This window comes from Streptomyces sp. BYX5S, from assembly GCF_054724165.1.
The window spans coordinates 1,006,034-1,023,226 of the sequence record NZ_CM138829.1; the positions used below are offsets into that span (position 1 = coordinate 1,006,034).

14 protein-coding genes are annotated in these 17,193 nt (G+C 70.0%); 2 read left to right on the forward strand and 12 right to left on the reverse strand.

Annotated features, from left to right (window positions below):
- Window positions 1–64 precede the first annotated feature (64 nt).
- The gene (locus ACYBSK_RS04570) at window positions 65–589 is read left to right on the forward strand and encodes a universal stress protein (protein ID WP_457475526.1); all 525 of its coding nucleotides are present in this window, start codon (window positions 65–67) and stop codon (window positions 587–589) included.
- 332 nt (window positions 590–921) lie between these two features.
- Here ACYBSK_RS04570 and glmS read toward each other — a convergent pair whose 3' ends face one another.
- Together glmS and ACYBSK_RS04580 are read right to left on the reverse strand one after the other, a co-directional pair.
- A complete protein-coding gene (gene glmS, locus ACYBSK_RS04575; protein ID WP_457475527.1) occupies window positions 922–2,739 on the reverse strand; it encodes a glutamine--fructose-6-phosphate transaminase (isomerizing) in 1,818 nt (605 codons plus the stop codon).
- Between the two features lie 17 nt (window positions 2,740–2,756).
- Window positions 2,757–3,014, reverse strand: coding sequence for a hypothetical protein (locus ACYBSK_RS04580; RefSeq protein ID WP_457475528.1), 258 nt, complete (start codon window positions 3,012–3,014; stop codon window positions 2,757–2,759).
- Between the two features lie 233 nt (window positions 3,015–3,247).
- Here ACYBSK_RS04580 and ACYBSK_RS04585 point away from each other — a divergent pair, with 233 nt between their 5' ends.
- Complete coding sequence (locus tag ACYBSK_RS04585) at window positions 3,248–4,810, forward strand: purple acid phosphatase family protein (RefSeq protein WP_460245246.1); 1,563 nt, start codon at window positions 3,248–3,250, stop codon at window positions 4,808–4,810.
- Between the two features lie 8 nt (window positions 4,811–4,818).
- On the opposite strand, the gene ACYBSK_RS04590 is transcribed toward ACYBSK_RS04585, so the two are convergent.
- The 10 genes from ACYBSK_RS04590 to ACYBSK_RS04635 form a co-directional block, all read right to left on the reverse strand.
- Window positions 4,819–5,703: a DUF4429 domain-containing protein gene (locus ACYBSK_RS04590; RefSeq protein ID WP_457475530.1), complete on the reverse strand. Its 885-nt coding sequence runs from the start codon at window positions 5,701–5,703 to the stop codon at window positions 4,819–4,821.
- Window positions 5,704–5,770: 67 nt separating this feature from the next.
- Window positions 5,771–7,546 carry an IucA/IucC family protein gene (locus tag ACYBSK_RS04595; RefSeq protein ID WP_460245247.1) on the reverse strand — a complete coding sequence of 592 codons (1,776 nt, stop codon included), beginning with the start codon at window positions 7,544–7,546 and terminating at the stop codon, window positions 5,771–5,773.
- The gene (locus ACYBSK_RS04600) at window positions 7,543–8,109 is read right to left on the reverse strand and encodes a GNAT family N-acetyltransferase (protein WP_457475532.1); all 567 of its coding nucleotides are present in this window, start codon (window positions 8,107–8,109) and stop codon (window positions 7,543–7,545) included. The genes ACYBSK_RS04595 and ACYBSK_RS04600 overlap by 4 nt, the downstream gene beginning before the upstream one ends.
- Window positions 8,106–9,371 carry a lysine N(6)-hydroxylase/L-ornithine N(5)-oxygenase family protein gene (locus ACYBSK_RS04605; protein WP_457475533.1) on the reverse strand — a complete coding sequence of 422 codons (1,266 nt, stop codon included), beginning with the start codon at window positions 9,369–9,371 and terminating at the stop codon, window positions 8,106–8,108. Before ACYBSK_RS04605 ends, ACYBSK_RS04600 begins: the two co-directional genes overlap by 4 nt.
- Complete coding sequence (desA, locus tag ACYBSK_RS04610) at window positions 9,355–10,800, reverse strand: lysine decarboxylase DesA (protein WP_460245248.1); 1,446 nt, start codon at window positions 10,798–10,800, stop codon at window positions 9,355–9,357. The genes ACYBSK_RS04605 and desA overlap by 17 nt, the downstream gene beginning before the upstream one ends.
- 178 nt (window positions 10,801–10,978) lie before the next feature.
- A complete protein-coding gene (locus tag ACYBSK_RS04615) occupies window positions 10,979–11,833 on the reverse strand; it encodes a siderophore-interacting protein (protein ID WP_460245249.1) in 855 nt (284 codons plus the stop codon).
- 4 nt (window positions 11,834–11,837) lie between these two features.
- On the reverse strand, window positions 11,838–12,884 hold the full coding sequence (locus tag ACYBSK_RS04620) for an ABC transporter substrate-binding protein (protein ID WP_457475536.1): 1,047 nt from the start codon (window positions 12,882–12,884) through the stop codon (window positions 11,838–11,840).
- Window positions 12,885–13,148: 264 nt separating this feature from the next.
- Window positions 13,149–14,309 (reverse strand): acyl-CoA dehydrogenase family protein, encoded by a 1,161-nt coding sequence (locus ACYBSK_RS04625; protein WP_460245250.1) that lies wholly within the window; start codon window positions 14,307–14,309, stop codon window positions 13,149–13,151.
- A gap of 7 nt (window positions 14,310–14,316) precedes the next feature.
- Entirely contained in the window at window positions 14,317–15,267 is a 951-nt protein-coding gene (locus ACYBSK_RS04630) for a hydroxymethylglutaryl-CoA lyase (RefSeq protein WP_460245251.1), read from the reverse strand.
- Complete coding sequence (locus tag ACYBSK_RS04635) at window positions 15,264–17,192, reverse strand: acetyl/propionyl/methylcrotonyl-CoA carboxylase subunit alpha (protein WP_460245252.1); 1,929 nt, start codon at window positions 17,190–17,192, stop codon at window positions 15,264–15,266. The genes ACYBSK_RS04630 and ACYBSK_RS04635 overlap by 4 nt, the downstream gene beginning before the upstream one ends.
- Window position 17,193: the final 1 nt, after the last annotated feature.

Consider the following 17,193-nt stretch of genomic DNA (forward strand, 5'->3'; position numbering starts at 1 on the left):
ACAGCTCCGCGAATCAGTTGTCGTCCCCTCTTTAGAGGCCCACGAGGTACACGCCGAGACACTCATGGCCGGTCACGAATTCCCCGAACCCGCGGACCGCAAGCGGCAGGTCGCCGACCCGACGGCGACGCCCGAAGCGGCGGAAGAGACACGTCAAGCCTGTGATCCCGCTTTCAAGCACGGTGTCGTCGTCGGTTTCGACGGCTCGACGTCGAGCGAGCGGGCACTCGCGTACGCGATCGGCATGGCCCACCGTTCGGGCTCGGGGCTGATCATCGTCCATGTGGCCAACCGGCTGCCCACCACGGTGTGGGCGGGCTGCGAGCCGCCCGTCTTCGTGGACGTCCCGGACCACCGCACCGAGGTGCTGGGGCTTGAGCTGGCCTGCGCGGAGTACCTGTCCGAGGTGCCGTGGATCCTCGTCGAGCGCGGTGGCGACATCTGCCACGAGCTGGAGGAGGTCGGGCACGAGTACTCGGCCGACGCGATCGTGGTGGGGTCGACGCACGGGCTCGTGGGGCGGATCTTCGGGTCGGTCGCGGGGCGGCTGGCGCGCAGGGCGCAGCGGCCGGTCATCGTCATTCCCTGAGGGCGGCCCCCGGAGCGGTTTTTGATGATCCCTCAACGGTTGTGCCGCGAGCGCTAGTTGAATTTTCGCCGTTGGATAAATCTACCGCCGCGTAAATGTGCTTTGTGCCCTTGTGAAGGGTAAATGACTGGCGAACGGTGCTTGGCGGTGTGCTGTTGGGCGGGGGGTGACGGCCGCCGGCCGACAGCCATGCGGGTCGGGGCAATGGGCGGTTCCGACCCCTACGTGAACGGGTCCCGTGCGCTTGGTGGCGCGTACGGGACCCGTTTGCGTGTGGTCGCGGGGCGCTGCCCCGGACCCCGCTGCTCAATCGCCGCAGGGGCTTGAGGGGACTACTCGACCGTGACCGACTTCGCCAGGTTGCGGGGCTTGTCGATGTCGCGGCCGAGGGCCAACGCCGTGTGGTAGGCGAGGAGTTGGAGCGGGATGCCCATGAGGATGGGGTCGAGCTCGTCCTCGTTCTTCGGGACGACGATCGTGCGGTCGGCCTTCTCCTGCTCCTGGTGGGCGACCGCCAGGATGCGGCCGGAGCGGGCCTTGATCTCCTCCATCGCGGCGCGGTTCTTCTCCAGCAGGTCGTCGTCGGGGACGATCGCGACCGTGGGGAGGGCCGGCTCGATGAGGGCCAGCGGGCCGTGCTTCAGCTCGGAGGCCGGGTAGGCCTCCGCGTGGATGTAGGAGACCTCCTTGAGCTTCAGGGAGGCCTCGCGGGCCACCGGGTAGCCCCGGACGCGGCCGATGAACATCATCGAGCGGGCGTCCGCGTACTCCTCGGCGATCTTCTTGATCTCCGCCTCCTGGGCGAGGATCTCGGAGATCTGGGCGGGGAGCTTGCGCAGGCCCTCGATGATGCGCTTGCCGTCCGCCACCGACAGGTCACGGATGCGGCCCAGGTGCAGGGCGAGCAGCGCGAAGGCGACCGTGGTGTTGGTGAAGCACTTCGTCGAGACGACGCAGACCTCGGGGCCCGCGTGGACGTAGACGCCCGCGTCGGACTCGCGGGCGATCGCCGAGCCGACGACGTTCACGACGCCGAAGACCCGCGCGCCCTTGCGCTTCAGCTCCTGGACAGCCGCGAGGACGTCGTACGTCTCGCCGGACTGGGAGACCGCGATGTAGAGCGTGTCGGGGTCGACGACCGGGTTGCGGTAGCGGAACTCGGAGGCCGGCTCGGCGTCCGCGGGGATGCGGGCCAGCTCCTCGATCATCTGGGCGCCGATCAGGCCCGCGTGGTACGAGGTGCCGCAGCCGAGGATCTTCACGCGGCGCACCGTGCGGGCCTCGCGGGCGTCCAGGTTGAGGCCGCCGAGGTGCACCGTGGAGAACCGGTCGTCGATGCGGCCGCGCAGCACGCGGTCCACGGCGTCGGCCTGCTCGCTGATCTCCTTGTGCATGTACGTGTCGTGGTCGCCCATGTCGAAGGAGGCGGCCTCGAGGTCCACGGTGGTCGGCTCGTTCGCGGTGCGGGTGCCGGCCGTGGTGTACGTACGGAAGTCGTCGGCCTTCAGCGTGGCCATCTCGCCGTCGTCCAGCGTGACGATCTGGCGGGTGTGGGTGATCAGCGCGGCGATGTCCGAGGCGACGAACATCTCCTTGTCGCCGATGCCGAGGACGACCGGCGAGCCGTTGCGGGCGACGACGATGCGGTCCGGGAAGTCGGCGTGCACGACCGCGATGCCGTACGTGCCCTCGACCAGGTGCAGCGCCTCGCGGACCTTGTCCTCCAGCTCGGTCTGCTGGGAGCGGGCGATGAGGTGGGTGAGGACCTCGGTGTCCGTCTCCGAGCTGAACACGACGCCCTCGGCGACCAGCTTGGCGCGCAGGTCGGAGGCGTTGTCGATGATGCCGTTGTGGACGACGGCGACCTTGTTGTCCTCCGACATGTGCGGGTGCGCGTTCTCGTCGGACGGGGCGCCGTGGGTGGCCCAGCGGGTGTGGGCGATGCCGGTGGTGCCCTTGAAGCGGGCCGGGACCTTGGCCTCCAGGTCGCGCACCCGGCCCTTGGCCTTGACCATCTTCAGGCCGGTGGCCTTGGGGCTCGTGATGACGACGCCCGCGGAGTCGTAGCCCCGGTACTCCAGGCGCTGCAGCCCCTCCAGGAGGAGCGGCGCGACGTCACGCTTGCCGATGTAACCGACGATTCCGCACATAGGTGTTGAGATTCCCCTCAGCCGTAGACGATGCGGCGCAGCTGGCGGAGGGAGAGCTCCGGCGGCGACACCGCCCGGTAGCGCAGATCCGCCAGGATCCGCTCGAAGATCTCCGCGTTCACCAGGCCCTGACCCTGGAGTTCGCGGTGCCGGCGGCGGACGTAGTCCTCCGTCGGCTCGTCGAAGTAGGCGAGCACGTCCTGGACCACCCGCAGTGCTTCGCCCCGGCTCAGGGCGGTGGTGCGTGTCAGGTGGTCGATCAGGTCGTCGTGCACGAAGCGATCCTCGGGGTTCGGGGGCGGTTTCGCAAGAATTCTGCCCGAAATCGGGCAGGCGGGTCGCTCGGGTGGGCCTGATCGTGGTTGCGGACGCGGGGCTCCGCCCCGGGCCCCGCTCCTCAATCGCCGGAGGGGCTTGAATGTGAGGGGCTTGGTCGGGGGGCGTTCATCTGGTGTACTCCCAAGAGATAGATGGCTCGGCCATCTTTCCGGGCATGGACATTCCACGGATGGGCGTACCCGATGAGCTTGCCGAGCGGTCGCTCGCGGAGCAGCACGAGTTTCTGCGCGGTCGGTTCTCGCGGCGCACGGTGATGCGGGGCGGGGCCGTGAGCCTCGGGGCGGTCGCGGGCGGGGTCTTCGTGCCGGGGGCCGCGAGTGCCGCCGCGGCGCGGCCGGCCGCGCCCGCCGCCGCCGAGACCGTCGACGGGGCGCTCGTCGCCCCCTTCGGGCGGCACCTGTCGTACGGGGACGACGCGCGCACCGAGATGACCGTGTCCTGGCAGGTGCCGGTCGCGGTGAAGGACCCGTTCATCCGGGTCGGCGCCGAAGCCGGTGAGCTGTCGCGGAAGATCCCGGCCGAGCTGCGCGCGCTGTACACCCCGGCGGGTGTCGGGACCAGCGCCGACCACACCCAGTACTACGTGCACGCCAAGCTCACCCGCCTCAAGCCCGGCAGGACGTACTACTACGGGGTCGGCCACCGCGGCTTCGACCCGGCCTCGCCGCGGTTCGCCGGCACCATCGGCACCTTCACGACCGCGCCCGCCCGCCCGGGGCCCTTCACGTTCACCGCCTTCGGCGACCAGGGCGTCAGCTACCACGCCCTCGCCAACGACTCCCTGATCCTCGCCCAGGGCCCCGCCTTCCACCTGCACGCCGGTGACATCGCGTACGCGGACCCCTCAGGACAGGGGCGGACGACCGACACGTTCGACGCGCGGACCTGGGACCTGTTCCTCGCGCAGACCGAGAGCGTCGCCAAGTCCGTGCCGTGGATGGTGTCGTACGGCAACCACGACATGGAGGCCTGGTACTCGCCGAACGGGTACGGGAGCCAGGAGGCCCGGTTCGCGCCGCCGCGCAACGGGCCCGACCCGGCGCAGCTGCCGGGCGTCTACTCGTTCGTGCACGGGAACACCGCCGTCATCTCGCTCGACGCCAACGACGTGTCGTACGAGATCCCGGCGAACCTCGGGATCAGCGGAGGTACGCAAACCGCTTGGTTCGAGCGGCAGTTGAAGAAGTTCCGGGCTCCCGGGTCCGGGATCGACTTCGTCGTCGTGTTCTTCCACCACTGCGCGTACTGCACCGCCACGGCGCACGCCTCGGAGGGGGGTGTGCGCGAGAAGTGGGTGCCGTTGTTCGAGAAGTACACGGTCGACCTCGTGATCAACGGGCACAACCACGTGTACGAGCGGACCGACGTGATGAAGGGCGACAAGGTCGCCAAGGAGCTGCCGATCGGGGGCACGGCGTATCCGGAGACGGACGGCGTGGTGTACGTGACCGCCGGGGCGGCGGGCAAGAGCCTGTACGAGTTCCCGGTCGACGACACGTACGAGGGCCACGAGAAGAAGATCGACCCGTTCGCTTCCTACGTGACCGAGGAGGGCGGGAAGAAGGCGGTCACCGTGGACTGGTCGCGGGTGCGGTACACCAACTACTCGTTCCTGCGGGTCGATGTGGAGCCCGCGCCCGTGGGGCGGACGGCGAAGTTGACCGTGCGGGGTCTCGCCGAGACCGGGGCGGAGGTCGACCGGTTCGTGGTCGCCCGGAAGGTGCGGGCGTAGGGGGTACGTCAATCGCCGGAGGGGCTTGAGAGGCGCTTCAGCACCGCCGCCTTCGCGAGCGTGAACTCCTCCTCCGTCAGGACCCCCTGGTGGTGGAGGTCGCCGAGTTCGCGCAGGCGGCGCAGAAGGGCGTCGTGGTCGTCCTCCACGGGGGGCGCCAGGGCGGGCGGGGGCTCCTCGGCGGCCGGGGCCGGGTCCGGGTGGGGGAGACGGGCCTGGACCGCCGCCGCGACGAGGGCCATCAGCGGGTCCTTCTTGAAGCCCCACAGCTCGATGGAGTTCGGGTCGTACTTCGCCGGCGCCTTCGTCGGCGAGGACCGGACCGTGAAGCGCAGGCAGCCGTTCTCCAGGCCCACCGCCGGCTGCCACTCGACCGCCGTGATGTCGGCGAGCGCGAGCACCCGCGTACCCGCCGAGGACTTCGCCTCCTCCGTCTTCCAGTTCCACTCCAGCCGCACCCGCTCCCCGTCGAAGCTCGCCGTGCCGTCCCCGGCGGAGACGGACAGCGGCACGGCGGGGCCGGGCAGGAGGTACGAGGAGCAGGGCGTGGCGGGTATCTGGTCCAGCAGGAGCGCGTTGCGGACCTCGTCCACGAAGTACTCGGCCACCCCGTAGCGGTCCGACTCGACCGTGAGCTGGTACGGGTCCGTCGCCTCGGTCAGCTTGCCGCCCGTCGCCTGGAGGAGCGGGTCGGCGCCGTCGCGCAGCCGCAGGCGCAGCCGGCCCGTCTTCTTGCCCTGCTCGAAGGAGGCCCCGGCGAGCGCCGTCAGCGGCACCGTCAGTTCGCCCAGGGCCTTGCGGAGCAGGCTCACGCCCTTGTCCCGCCCCGGTACCAGTCGCAGCGTGTCCCCGTCGAACGTCCATGTGCCGTCGCGCTGGATGATTTCCGCCATGCCGACATTGTCGTACGGGAAAGGGGCTCGGGAGGACCGTCTCCCGAGCCCCTTCCCAGTCAGGGGGTCAGGCGATCGGGTTCTCCAGATCACCGACCAGCTGAAGGGCGCCCGACGGGTCCGCCAGGTCGACCATCTGCTCGTTGTTGCGCAGCTGGAGGCGGTTCAGCGCGGAGAGCGAGAAGTGCGGGGCGAACATGTCGAACTGCTCGAACTTCTCCGCCAGTTGAGGCATCGCCTCCTGGTACTCGCGCACGCAGTCCGCGACCGCCGACCAGAACGTCTCCTCGTCCACGACGCCGTCCTCGACCAGGTTCGCCGCGAGGAAGCGGAAGAAGCAGTCGAAGACGTCCGTGAAGATCGAGAGGAGCTTCATGTCGTCGGGGACCTCGGCCTTGATGCGCTCCACGGCCGGCGGCAGGACCGCGTCCGGGTCCATCACCGCGATCTCCTCGGCGATGTCCTTGAAGATCGACCGCTTGACGACGCCGCGCTCGTCCAGGACCAGGATGACGTTCTCGCCGTGCGGCATGAACACCAGGTCGTAGGCGTAGAAGCTGTGCAGGAGCGGCGTCAGGTACGACTTCAGGTACGGCTTCAGCCACGCGCGCGGAGTCAGGCCCGAGCGCTCGATCAGCGCGCCCGCGAACGACTTGCCCTCGCGGTCCACGTGCAGCAGCGACGCCATCGTCGCCAGGCGCTCGCCCTCGCCGAGCGAGGCCACCGGGGACTCCCGCCACAGCGCCGCCAGCATCTTGCGGTACGGCGAGTAGCGGTCGGTGGCGGCCTCGTACTCCAGGTGCCGGTAGCCGACGGCCGCGCGCTCGCGGATGATCGTCAGGCCGGTGTCCTTGAGCACCTCGTCGTTCTCGATGAGGTGCGCCAGCCAGTCGTTGATCGCCGGCGTCGCCTCCATGTACGCGGCCGAAAGACCGCGCATGAAGCCCATGTTGATGACGGACAGCGCCGTCTTCACGTAGTGCTTCGTCGGGGCGCTCTTGTTGAAGAACGTACGGATCGACTGCTGCGCCAGGTACTCGTCGTCGCCCTCGCCCAGACACACCAGGTGCTGCTGCGCGATCTCGGCGGCGAACGTGACGGACAACTTGTTCCACCACTGCCACGGGTGGGCGGGGATGAGGAGGTAGTCGGCCGGGTCGAGGCCCTTGTCGCGCAGGACGCCGTCGAAGCGGTCGAGGGTCTCCTGGCCCAGCTCCGCGCGGAGGAACGACTCGTACTCCAGGCCCGTGCCCGCCGTGAACGCGGCGCGCTCGCGGGAGGCCGCCAGCCAGACCAGCCGGACGGGGCTCGCGGTCTCGGGGGCGTACGAGAGGTACTCGTGGATGCCGAAGCCGAGGCGGCCGTTGTTCGCGACGAAGCAGGGGTGGCCCTCGGTCATGCCCGTCTCGATCGCCTGGAAGTCGCCGGAGGCGGCGAGTTCGGCGGAGGACAGGTACGGCTTCGTCAGCTTGAAGCAGGTGCCGGAGAGCGTGGAGGAGATCTCCTCCAGGTACACCGGGAGCGTCGAGTCGCTCAGGCCCAGGCTGTCCTTCATCTCGATGAAGAACTGGAGGGCGTTGAGGGGGAGTTCGGCGCCGTCGCGGTGGCGGGTGATCGAGTCGGCGGCCACCTGCCAGTGGTCGAGGCGCAGGCGGCGCGCGGCGAACTCGTAGCGGGTCAGGCCGTCGTCGCTGAGGACGAAGAACCGGCCGGGGCCGGTTGCGGCCTCGGGTATGAGCAGCCGCTCGTGGCTGAACTCGGCCAGGGCCTTGCGGATGAGGAGTCGGTTGGCCTCGGCCCAGCGCTCGGGGGAGAGGTGGGTGGCGGCGTCGGCGATGGTCATGCGGTCGTCCTTCCCGTGGCCGCTTCGAACTGGGCGCGCGTGCAGAAGCTCAGCAGCGCCTTCTTCTCCGGCTTGTCGATCTCGCGGTCCGCCACGAAGCCGACGGCCTCGTTCAGCGCGTGCACCGCCGTGTTCCGCACGTCCGGCTCGACGACGACGCGCCGCACCGACGGATCGGTGAACAGGTGCTCCATCACCGCAGTGATCACGGCGCGCGTGAAGCCTGGGATGCGGACGTCCGAGGGCGCGGTGAGGAAGTGCATGCCGATGTCGCCGGGCTCGGCCTCGTACAGGCCGGCCAGCTCGACGTACCGCGGGTCGTAGCGCTCCATCAGGAACGCCGGCTCGCCGTCGTGCAGACCGAGGAACGCGTCGTGGTGCTCGTGCGCGGCGATGCCCATGTACTCGCGCTCGACGTCCTGCAGCTTGGCGTCCTGCATCAGCCAGAACGCGGCCTTGGGGTCGGTGACCCAGCCGTGCAGCAGCTCGGCGTCGGCCTGCGGGTCGACGGGCCGGAGGGTCAGTTTTCCGAGGGTGCCGGTGGTGGTGCCGTTGGTGCTCATACTGCGAACTCCTGGAAGGCGATGGTCTTCTCGACGGGGTAGTACTCGGTGCCGAGCAGCTCGCCGATGATGTAACTGTTGCGGTACGCGCCCATGCCCAGGTCGGGGCTGGTGATCGAGTGGGTGTGCACGCCCGCGTTCTGGAGGAAGATGCCGCGGCCCGTCGTGTCGATCGCGTAGTTGCGGGCGACGTCGAAGCGGCCCCGGCCGTCCCAGCGGATCCGGTCGCGGACCGGCTCCAGGAAGGCGGGAGTGGCGTACTTGTAGCCGGTGGCGAGGATCAGGCCCTCGGTCTCCAGCTCGAACTCCTTGTCCTGCTCCTCCTGGTGCAGGCCGAGGGTGTACGTGCCGTTCTCGTAACGCGCGGTGCGCAGCGCCGAGTTGGTGAGCAGGCGCGTCGGCACGGGGCCGCTGAGGCCCTTTTGGTAGAGCAGGTCGAAGATGGCGTCGATCAGCTCGCCGTCGATGCCCTTGAACAGGCCCTTCTGGCGCTCCTCCAGCGAGTAGCGCTTCTGCTCCGGCAGCTTGTGGAAGTAGTCGATGTAGTCCGGGGACGTCATCTCCAGCGTGAGCTTGGTGTACTCCAGCGGGAAGAAGCGCGGCGAGCGCGTCACCCAGTTCAGCCGGTAGCCGTGCACGTCGATCTCGCTGAGGAGGTCGTAGTAGATCTCCGCGGCGGACTGGCCGGAGCCGACCAGGGTGATCGACTTCTTCTTCTGGAGCTGCTCCTTGTGCTGCACGTAACGGGAGTTGTGGATGACCCCGTCACCGCCGAGCCCCTGGCAGGCCTCCGGAACGTACGCCGGGGTGCCGGTGCCGAGGACCAGGTGCGGGGCGCGGTACGTCTCGCCGCCCTCGGTGGTCGCCGTGTAGAGACCGTCGTTCTCGTCGTACGTCACCGAGGTCACGGTCGTGTTGAACCGGATGGAGGTGAGCCGGGCCGCCGCCCAGCGGCAGTAGTCGTTGTACTCGACGCGCAGCGGATAGAAGTTCTCGCGGATGTAGAACGAGTACAACCGCCCCGATTCCTTCAGGTAGTTGAGGAAGGAGTAGGGGGAGGTGGGGTCGGCGAGGGTGACGAGGTCCGACATGAACGGGGTCTGGAGGTGGGCGCCGTCGAGGAACATCCCCGAGTGCCACTCGAAGTCGGGCTTCGACTCCAGGAAGACGCCGTTCAGTTCGGCGATCGGTTCGGTCAGGCAGGCGAGGCCAAGGTTGAAGGGGCCGAGCCCGATACCGATGAAATCAACTGGCGCGGTCAAGGGTGTCTCCCAGGTACTGCTCGGCGTGGCCGGCGATGAGGTCGAGGACGGCTCGGATGTCGTCGAGCGTCGTCTCGGGGTTGAGCAGGGTGAACTTCAGGAATTGGCGTTCGCCCACCTTGGTGCCCGCCACGACGGCGTCACCGGAGGCGAACAGGGCTTTGCGGGCGTAGAGGTTGGCGCGGTCGATCTCCGAGGGGTCACAGGCGTCGGCCGGGATGTAGCGGTAGACGAGCGTGGACAGGCTCGGCTCCACGACGACGTCGAAGCGCGGGTCGGCGGCGAGCAACTGCCACCCCTCGTGGGCCAGTTCGCAGACCTCGTCGAAGAGGCCGCCGATGCCCTCGGCGCCCATCACGCGCAGCGTCAGCCACAGCTTGAGCGCGTCGAAGCGGCGGGTGGTCTGGAGGGACTTGTCGACCTGGTTGGGGATCCGCTCGGCGACCGTGCGGCGCGGGTTGAGGTACTCGGCGTGGTACGTGGCGTGCCGCAGCGTGGCTCCGTCGCGGACCAGGATGGCGCTCGAACTCACGGGCTGGAAGAAGGACTTGTGGTAGTCGACGGTGACCGAGTCGGCGCGCTCGATGCCGTCGAGCCGGTCCCGGTTCTTGTTCGACACGAGCAGTCCGCAGCCGTACGCGGCGTCGACGTGCATCCACGTGTCGTACTGGGCGCACAGCTCGGCGATCTCCGGCAGCGGGTCGATGGAGCCGAAGTCGGTGGTGCCCGCGGTCGCGACGACGGCCATGGGGACGAGGCCCTCCTCGCGGCAGCGCTCCAGCTCGGCGGCGAGGGTCACGGTCTGGAGCCGCTTGTCGCGGTCGACGGGGATGGAGACGACGGCCTTCGGGTCGAGGCCGAGCAGCGTCGCGGACTTCTTGACGCTGAAGTGGCTGACCTCGGAGGCGAAGATGCGGAGTTTGCTCAGGTCGTCGGCGGACTTGGCCTCCTCGCGGGCGAGCAGCATCGCCTGGAGGTTGGACTGCGAGCCGCCGGAGGTGAACACGCCGTCGGCCGCGGGGCCGAGGCCGATCCGCCCGGTCGTCCAGTCGATGAGCTTGCGCTCGATGAGGGTGCCGCCGGCGGACTGGTCCCAGGTGTCCAGCGAGGAGTTCACGGCGGAGAGGATCGCCTCGCCGAGCACGGCCGGGATGACGACCGGGCAGTTGAGGTGGGCGAGATAGCGGGGGTGGTGGAAGTAGACGGCGTCGCGGAGGTACACGTCCTCCAGCTCGTCCAGAGCGGCGATGGTGTCGTGGAGCGGCGCGTCCAGGTCGACGGCGTCGACCGTGGGGGCGAGCGCGTCGGGGGTGACGCCGGTGAACGGCCTTGTGGTGGTGGCGAGTTTGGCCGCCACCCGCTCGACTCCCTCGGTCACGGAACTGCGGTACAGCTCCGCGGTGGTGTCATTGAGCAGGTGCGAGCGCATGAACGGTTCCTCCGGGTGGGGTGGGGGTGTTCCCGGGCGGGGCAGGAAAAAGGGCGAGGTCGCGAACCCGAGGATTAGGTTAGCCTAACCTAATTTCGACTCGCGACCCCGCCCCCTGTTCCTGTGACCGGAATGGCTGGAATGTTCTGCTGTGCGGCGTGCTGTGCCCCGGAGGGCGTTACGCGGCGCGCAGCGCGTCCTCGCTCATCCCGCGCCGCCAGTACCCGACGAAGGTGACCGCCTTCTTGTCGTACCCGCGTTCCCGCACGAGATGCCGCCGCATCTCCTTCATGGTCCCGGACTCGCCGGCCAGCCAGGCGTACGGCCGTGCGCAGTCGGGGAGTTGAGCGGCGCGCACGGTCTCGACGGCGGAGGCGCAGCCCTCGTCGCGGACCAGCCACGTCACGGAGACGTCCGCGAGCGTGATGACCGGCTGGATGTCCTCGCGGTGCGGGACCTCCAGGTACACGTGCGCCGAGACGTGTTCGGGCAGCCAGGCCAGCACGCCGAGCGCCGCGGGCAGCGCCGTCTCGTCGCCCCACATCAGGATGTGGTCGAAGTCGTCGTGGGGGCGGCAGCGCACGGCGCCGTTGTCGGCGACCGCCGGGCCGAGCACCACGGCCTTGTCCCCGGGAGCGGCCGCGCGGGCCCAGCGGCACGCGGGGCCGGACGTCGTCGGGTCGTCGTCGTGCAGCACGAAGTCGATGTCGACCTCCTCCGCGGGGAAGCGGCGCTGTCCGCTCAGCGTGTACGAGCGCATGACCGCGCGCTCCTCGTCCGGGATCGCCCGGAACGCGGCGTGCCAGGCGCGGCCGTCGTCGAGGCCCATGGGCGGGAGGACGGGGGCGTCCTGGCCGGGGTGCGGCAGGAAGAGGGAGAGGGACTGGTCCCGGCCGCCGCCGTGGAAGTCGGCGAGGTCGGGGCCGGTGAAGGTGACCCTGAGGAGCGACGGGCCGAGCCGCCGCGTGCGGACCACTTGCAGATCGAAGAATCGGTAAGGGGCAACAGCGGGGGCTTCGGCCGTCGTCGTCATGGGATCAGGACACCTTCTTCGCCGTCTCGATGGCCTTCGCGAGGTTCTCCAGGAGCGGAGCGCACTTGTCGTAGGAGAGGATCGGCTCGGGGGAGCGGGCGATGACCTGCCCCGCCTTGACCGCCGGGAGCTTCTTCCAGGTCGGCTCGTCGATGTCGGCGGGCTGAATCGCCTGGGCGCGGTCGTCCATCATGATGATGTCGGCCTTGTGCTTGTTGACGTTCTCCCAGCTCAGGTTCTCGAACCAGCCGCCGGACGCCTTCTTCGCGGCCACCGAGGGCTCCACGAAGTTCACGCCGAGCGCCTTGAAGTACTCCAGGTCGATGGAGAGGTCCGTGCCCGAGACGTAGAAGATGTCGGGGCTCGCGCTGCCCGCCATCACCTTGATGTCGGGGTTGGCCTTCGCCGCCTTGCGCAGGCGGGCGGCGGCGTCCTCGAAGCGCTTCTTCGCCGTGACGACCTTGTCGGCCTTCAGGTCGGCGCCGAGGGACTCGGCCAGCTTGTAGACGTGCTCCAGCGGGGTGGTGAGCTGGCGGTCGTAGACGGAGATGCCGACGCTCGGGGCGAGCTTGGCGATCTTCTTGGCGGACTCCTCCGGGACGTACCAGAGCGTGCCCGCGTCGTCGAACATCGTGGTGATCAGCACCTCGGGCGAGAGGCCCGCGTACTTCTCGATGTTGAACTGGCCCCACTCGTTGCCGATGACCGTGACCTTGTCGACGGGCATGTCGCCGGCCTGGACGTCGGCCTTGCCGCCCTTCGTGGTGGTCGGGCCGAAGACGCCCTTGACCTCGACGCCGTAGTCGTAGAGGGCGGCGGCCATGCCGGTGAAGGCGACGATGTTCGTCGGGATCTTGTCCAGCTTCACCGTCGTGCCGCGGTCGTCCTTGAACGACCAGGGCCCGGACTTCTTCCCGGCCTCCGCGGAGCTCGACCCCTCGTCTTTGGAACCGCCGTCGCCGCAGGCGGCGAGTGCGGCTCCGAGGCCGATGGCGCCGGTCGCGGCGAGGATGCCGCGGCGGGTGGGGCGGGGGAGGCGGGCGTTCGACATTGGGGGCTACTTTCGGACGTGCCGGAGCGGCGGCCTAGCGGGACGTAAACTCAGGGTAGGTTAACCTAACTTCCCCGCTTGTCCAGAGGGTGGGGCCTTCCGGTTCCGTCTCGTGGTCGAGCCCACGGAGCCCCTGCGGCGCTCTGCATTTTCAGCCCCTGCGGCGTTTGAGCAGCGGGGTCCGGGGCGGAGCCCCGCGGCATCGGCCACGGAGCCGCCTGCTCAATCGCCGCAGGGGCTTGAAATACCGACCGGAACGGCCGGCTAGGACGTCAGGCCGAGTTCGCGGGCGATCAGCATGCGCTGCACCTCGCTCGTGCCCTCGCCGATTTCGAGGATCTTGGAGTCGCGCCACATCCGGGCGACCGGGTACTCGTTCATGAAGCCGTAGCCGCCATGGATCTGCGTCGCCTCCCGCGCGTTGTCCACCGCCACCGTCGACGAGTACAGCTTCGCCAGCGCCGCCTCCTTCTTGAAGGGCTCCCCGGCGACGAGCCGCGACGCCGCGTCCCGCCACGCGAGCCGCGCCGTGTGCGCCTTCACCTCCATGTCGGCGATCTTGAACTGGATCGCCTGGTAGCTGCCGATGGCGGAGCCGAACGCGCGGCGCTCCTTGGCGTACTTCACCGACTCGTCGACGCACCCCTGCGCCAGCCCGGTGGCGAGCGCCGAGATCGCGACGCGGCCCTCATCGAGGATCCGCAGGAACTGGGCGAAGCCCCGCCCCTGCGTACCGAGCAGGTTCTCGGCCGGGACGCGGACGTCGTCGAAGTGCAGCTCACGGGTGTCCGACGCGTTCCACCCCACCTTCGAGTAGGGGGCCGCCACCGTGAACCCCGGGGTGCCGGACGGCACGATGATCGAGGAGATCGACGGGGTGCCGTTCGGCGCGCGGTCGGTCACCGCCGTCACCGTCACCAGGCCCGTGATGTCCGTACCGGAGTTGGTGATGAAGCACTTCGTGCCGTTGATGACCCAGTCGCCGGTCTCCTCGTCCCGGACGGCCGTCGTCCGCGTTCCGCCCGCGTCCGAGCCCGCCTCGGGTTCGGTCAGCCCGAACGCGCCCAGGATCTCGCCCGAGCAGAGCTTCGGCAGCCACTGCCGCTTCTGCTCCTCCGTGCCGAAGAGGTGGAGCGGCATCGCGCCGAGGGAGACCCCGGCCTCCAGGGTGATCGCCACCGAGGAGTCGACCCGCGCCAGCTCCTCCAGGGCGATGCCGAGCGCCAGGTAGTCGCCGCCCATGCCGCCGTACTCCTCGGGGAACGGCAGCCCGAACAGGCCCATGCGCCCCATCTCGCGGACGATCTCGTAAGGGAACTCGTGCCGCTCGTAGAAGTCGCCGATCTTCGGAGCGACGACCTCGTGGGCGAACTCCTCGACCGTGCGCCGCAGTTCCTCGTGCTCGGGGGAGAGGTGGTGATCCATGACTGCCTCACTGCTCCTGTGGGGGCTTCGAGAGTGCGCGGACGGTGCGGGACGGGCTGGGCCGGCCCAGATGTTCGGCCATCCACCTGCTGGTGTCGGTGAGACGGTCGAGGTCGACGCCGGTCTCGATGCCGAGTCCGCGCAGCATCCAGACGAGGTCCTCGGTGGCGAGATTGCCGGTGGCGCTCTTCGCGTACGGGCAGCCGCCGAGGCCGCCCGCGGAGGCGTCCACCGTGCTCACGCCGTGCTGGAGCGCCGCCAGGGTGTTGGCGAGCGCCTGTCCGTACGTGTCGTGGAAGTGCACGCCGATCGTGTTCGTCGGCACGCCCTCCTCGTTCAGCTCCGCGAGGAGCGTCTGCACGTGGCCGGGGGTGGCGACGCCGATGGTGTCGCCGAGGCTCAGCTCGTCGCAGCCCATGTCCATCAGGGCCTTGGCGACGGAGACGACCTGGTGGACCGGGACCGGGCCCTCCCACGGGTCGCCGAAACACATGGAGAGGTAGCCGCGCACGTGCGCCCGGGACTCCTTCGCGCGCGCCACCACCGGCTCGAACACGGCGAGGGACTCCGCCACCGTCCGGTTCAGGTTCGCCTTGGCGAAGGACTCGGTGGCACTGGCGAACACGGCGACGCGGTGCGCGCCGAGCGCCAGGGCCCGGTCCAGGCCGCGCGCGTTCGGTACGAGGACGGGGAGGTGGACGCCGGGCCCGAGGTCCTGGACCAGCGGGAACAGGTCCTCGGCGTCGGCGAGCTGGGGCACCCACTTGGGGTGCACGAAGCTCGTGGCCTCGATCGTCGAGAGGCCGGACCGCGCCAGGCGGTGGATGAACTCGGCCTTCACCTCCGTGGGAACGGCCGTCTTCTCGTTCTGAAGACCGTCCCGGGCACCCACCTCGTGGATCCGGACGCGGGCCGGCAGCCCCTGCGCGGGGACGACCATGGGCAGCGGGGTGCTCATCGCGTGGCCTCCCCGCCGTCCTCGGTCTCCGCGGGTGCGACGACGGCCAGCACCTGGTCCATCGCCACCGTCGTGCCCGGCCGCACGTCCAGCTCCGTCACCGTGCCCGCGTGCGGGGCCGAGATCATGTGCTCCATCTTCATCGCCTCCACCACCAACAGGCTCTGGCCCGCAGCTACTTGGTCGCCGACGGCCACCTTCACCACGGTCACCGTGCCGGGCATCGGGGCCGTCAGGGAGCCCGCGCCGCCCGCCCCGGCACCCGTCAGGCTCGCCGCCACCGGGTCGTGGTCCTGGATGTGCCAGGCGTCGCCGTCGCGGCCCAGCCAGTCGCCGGCCATCGCGGTGAGGCGGGCCGGAGCGGTCGGTTCGCCGTCGACCAGGACGTCGGTGCCGCGCACCCGGACCTCGACCGGGTCGTGGCCCGCGGCCCGCAGGTGGTGCACCGTCCACGCCGGTTCACCGCCGAGCCGCCAGCCGGTGGGCCGGTCGAACGGGTCCGTCCAGCCGTCGCGCGCGGCCGGGGCCAGGCGCTCCTGGCGCAGCACGCCCGCCGCCGCGTAGATCCCCGCCGGGACCTCCGCGTCGACGAGGCCGTCCGTCGCGCGCTCCACGAGACCCGTGTCCAACTCGCCCGCCACGACGTCCGGGTGGGCCAGCAGGCGCCGCAGATAACCGGCGTTCGTGGGCACGCCCAGCGTCACCGTCCGGGCGAGCGCCGCCCGCAGTCTGCGCAGCGCCGTGTTTCGGTCGGGGCCGTACGCGATGATCTTCGCGAGCATCGGGTCGTAGAGGCTGGAGACCTCCGTGCCCTCGGTGAGGCCCGAGTCGACGCGCACGCCCTCGCCCTCGGGTTCGCGCAGCGCGACGACCGTGCCGCCGGAGGGGAGGAAGCCGCGCGCCGGGTCCTCCGCGCACAGGCGGGCCTCCACCGCGTGGCCGGTGAGCGTGATGTCGTCCTGCGTGAACGGCAGTTGCTCGCCCGCCGCGACCCGGACCTGCCACTCCACCAGGTCGACGCCCGTGACGAGTTCCGTCACCGGGTGCTCGACCTGGAGCCGTGTGTTCATCTCCATGAAGCAGTACGACGCCGGGTCGTCGCCCGGCACGATGAACTCCACCGTGCCCGCGCCCCGGTAGCCGCAACTGCGCGCCGCCTCCACGGCCGCCGCGCCCATCGCCGCGCGCGTGGCCTCGTCGAGCAGCACCGAGGGCGCCTCTTCGACGATCTTCTGGTGGCGGCGCTGGAGGGAGCACTCGCGCTCGCCGAGGTGCACCACGTTCCCGTGGCCGTCCGCCAGGACCTGGATCTCGATGTGGCGGGGGCGGTCGATCCAGCGCTCCACGAGGAGCGTGTCGTCGCCGAAGGAGGCGCGCGCCTCGCGCCGGGCCGCCGCGATCTCCTCCTCCAGCGCCGTCAGGTCGCGCACGAGGCGCATGCCCTTGCCGCCGCCGCCCGCGCTGGGCTTGATGAGGACCGGCGCGCCCAACTTCCGCGCCGCCTCCGCCAGTTCCGGATCGCGGCCGCCCGGCACCACCGGGACCCCGGCCGCGCTCACCGTCTCCTTGGCGCGGATCTTGTCGCCCATCAGGGCGATCGCCTCGGCGGGCGGGCCGATGAAGACCAGGCCCGCCTCCGCGCAGGCGCGCGCGAACTCCGCGTTCTCCGCGAGGAATCCGTAGCCGGGGTGCACCGCCTGCGCGCCGGTCGCCGCCGCGGCCTCGATCAGCCGCTCCGCCACCAAGTAGCTCTCGGTGGCCGCGGGCGGCCCGATGCGCACCGCCTCGTCCGCCTCGCGCACATGCCGCGCGTCCGCGTCGGCGTCGCTGTACACCGCCACCGAGCGGATGCCGAGCGCCCGCAGCGTACGGATGACGCGCACCGCGATCTCGCCGCGGTTGGCCACAAGTACCGTCTCGAACACG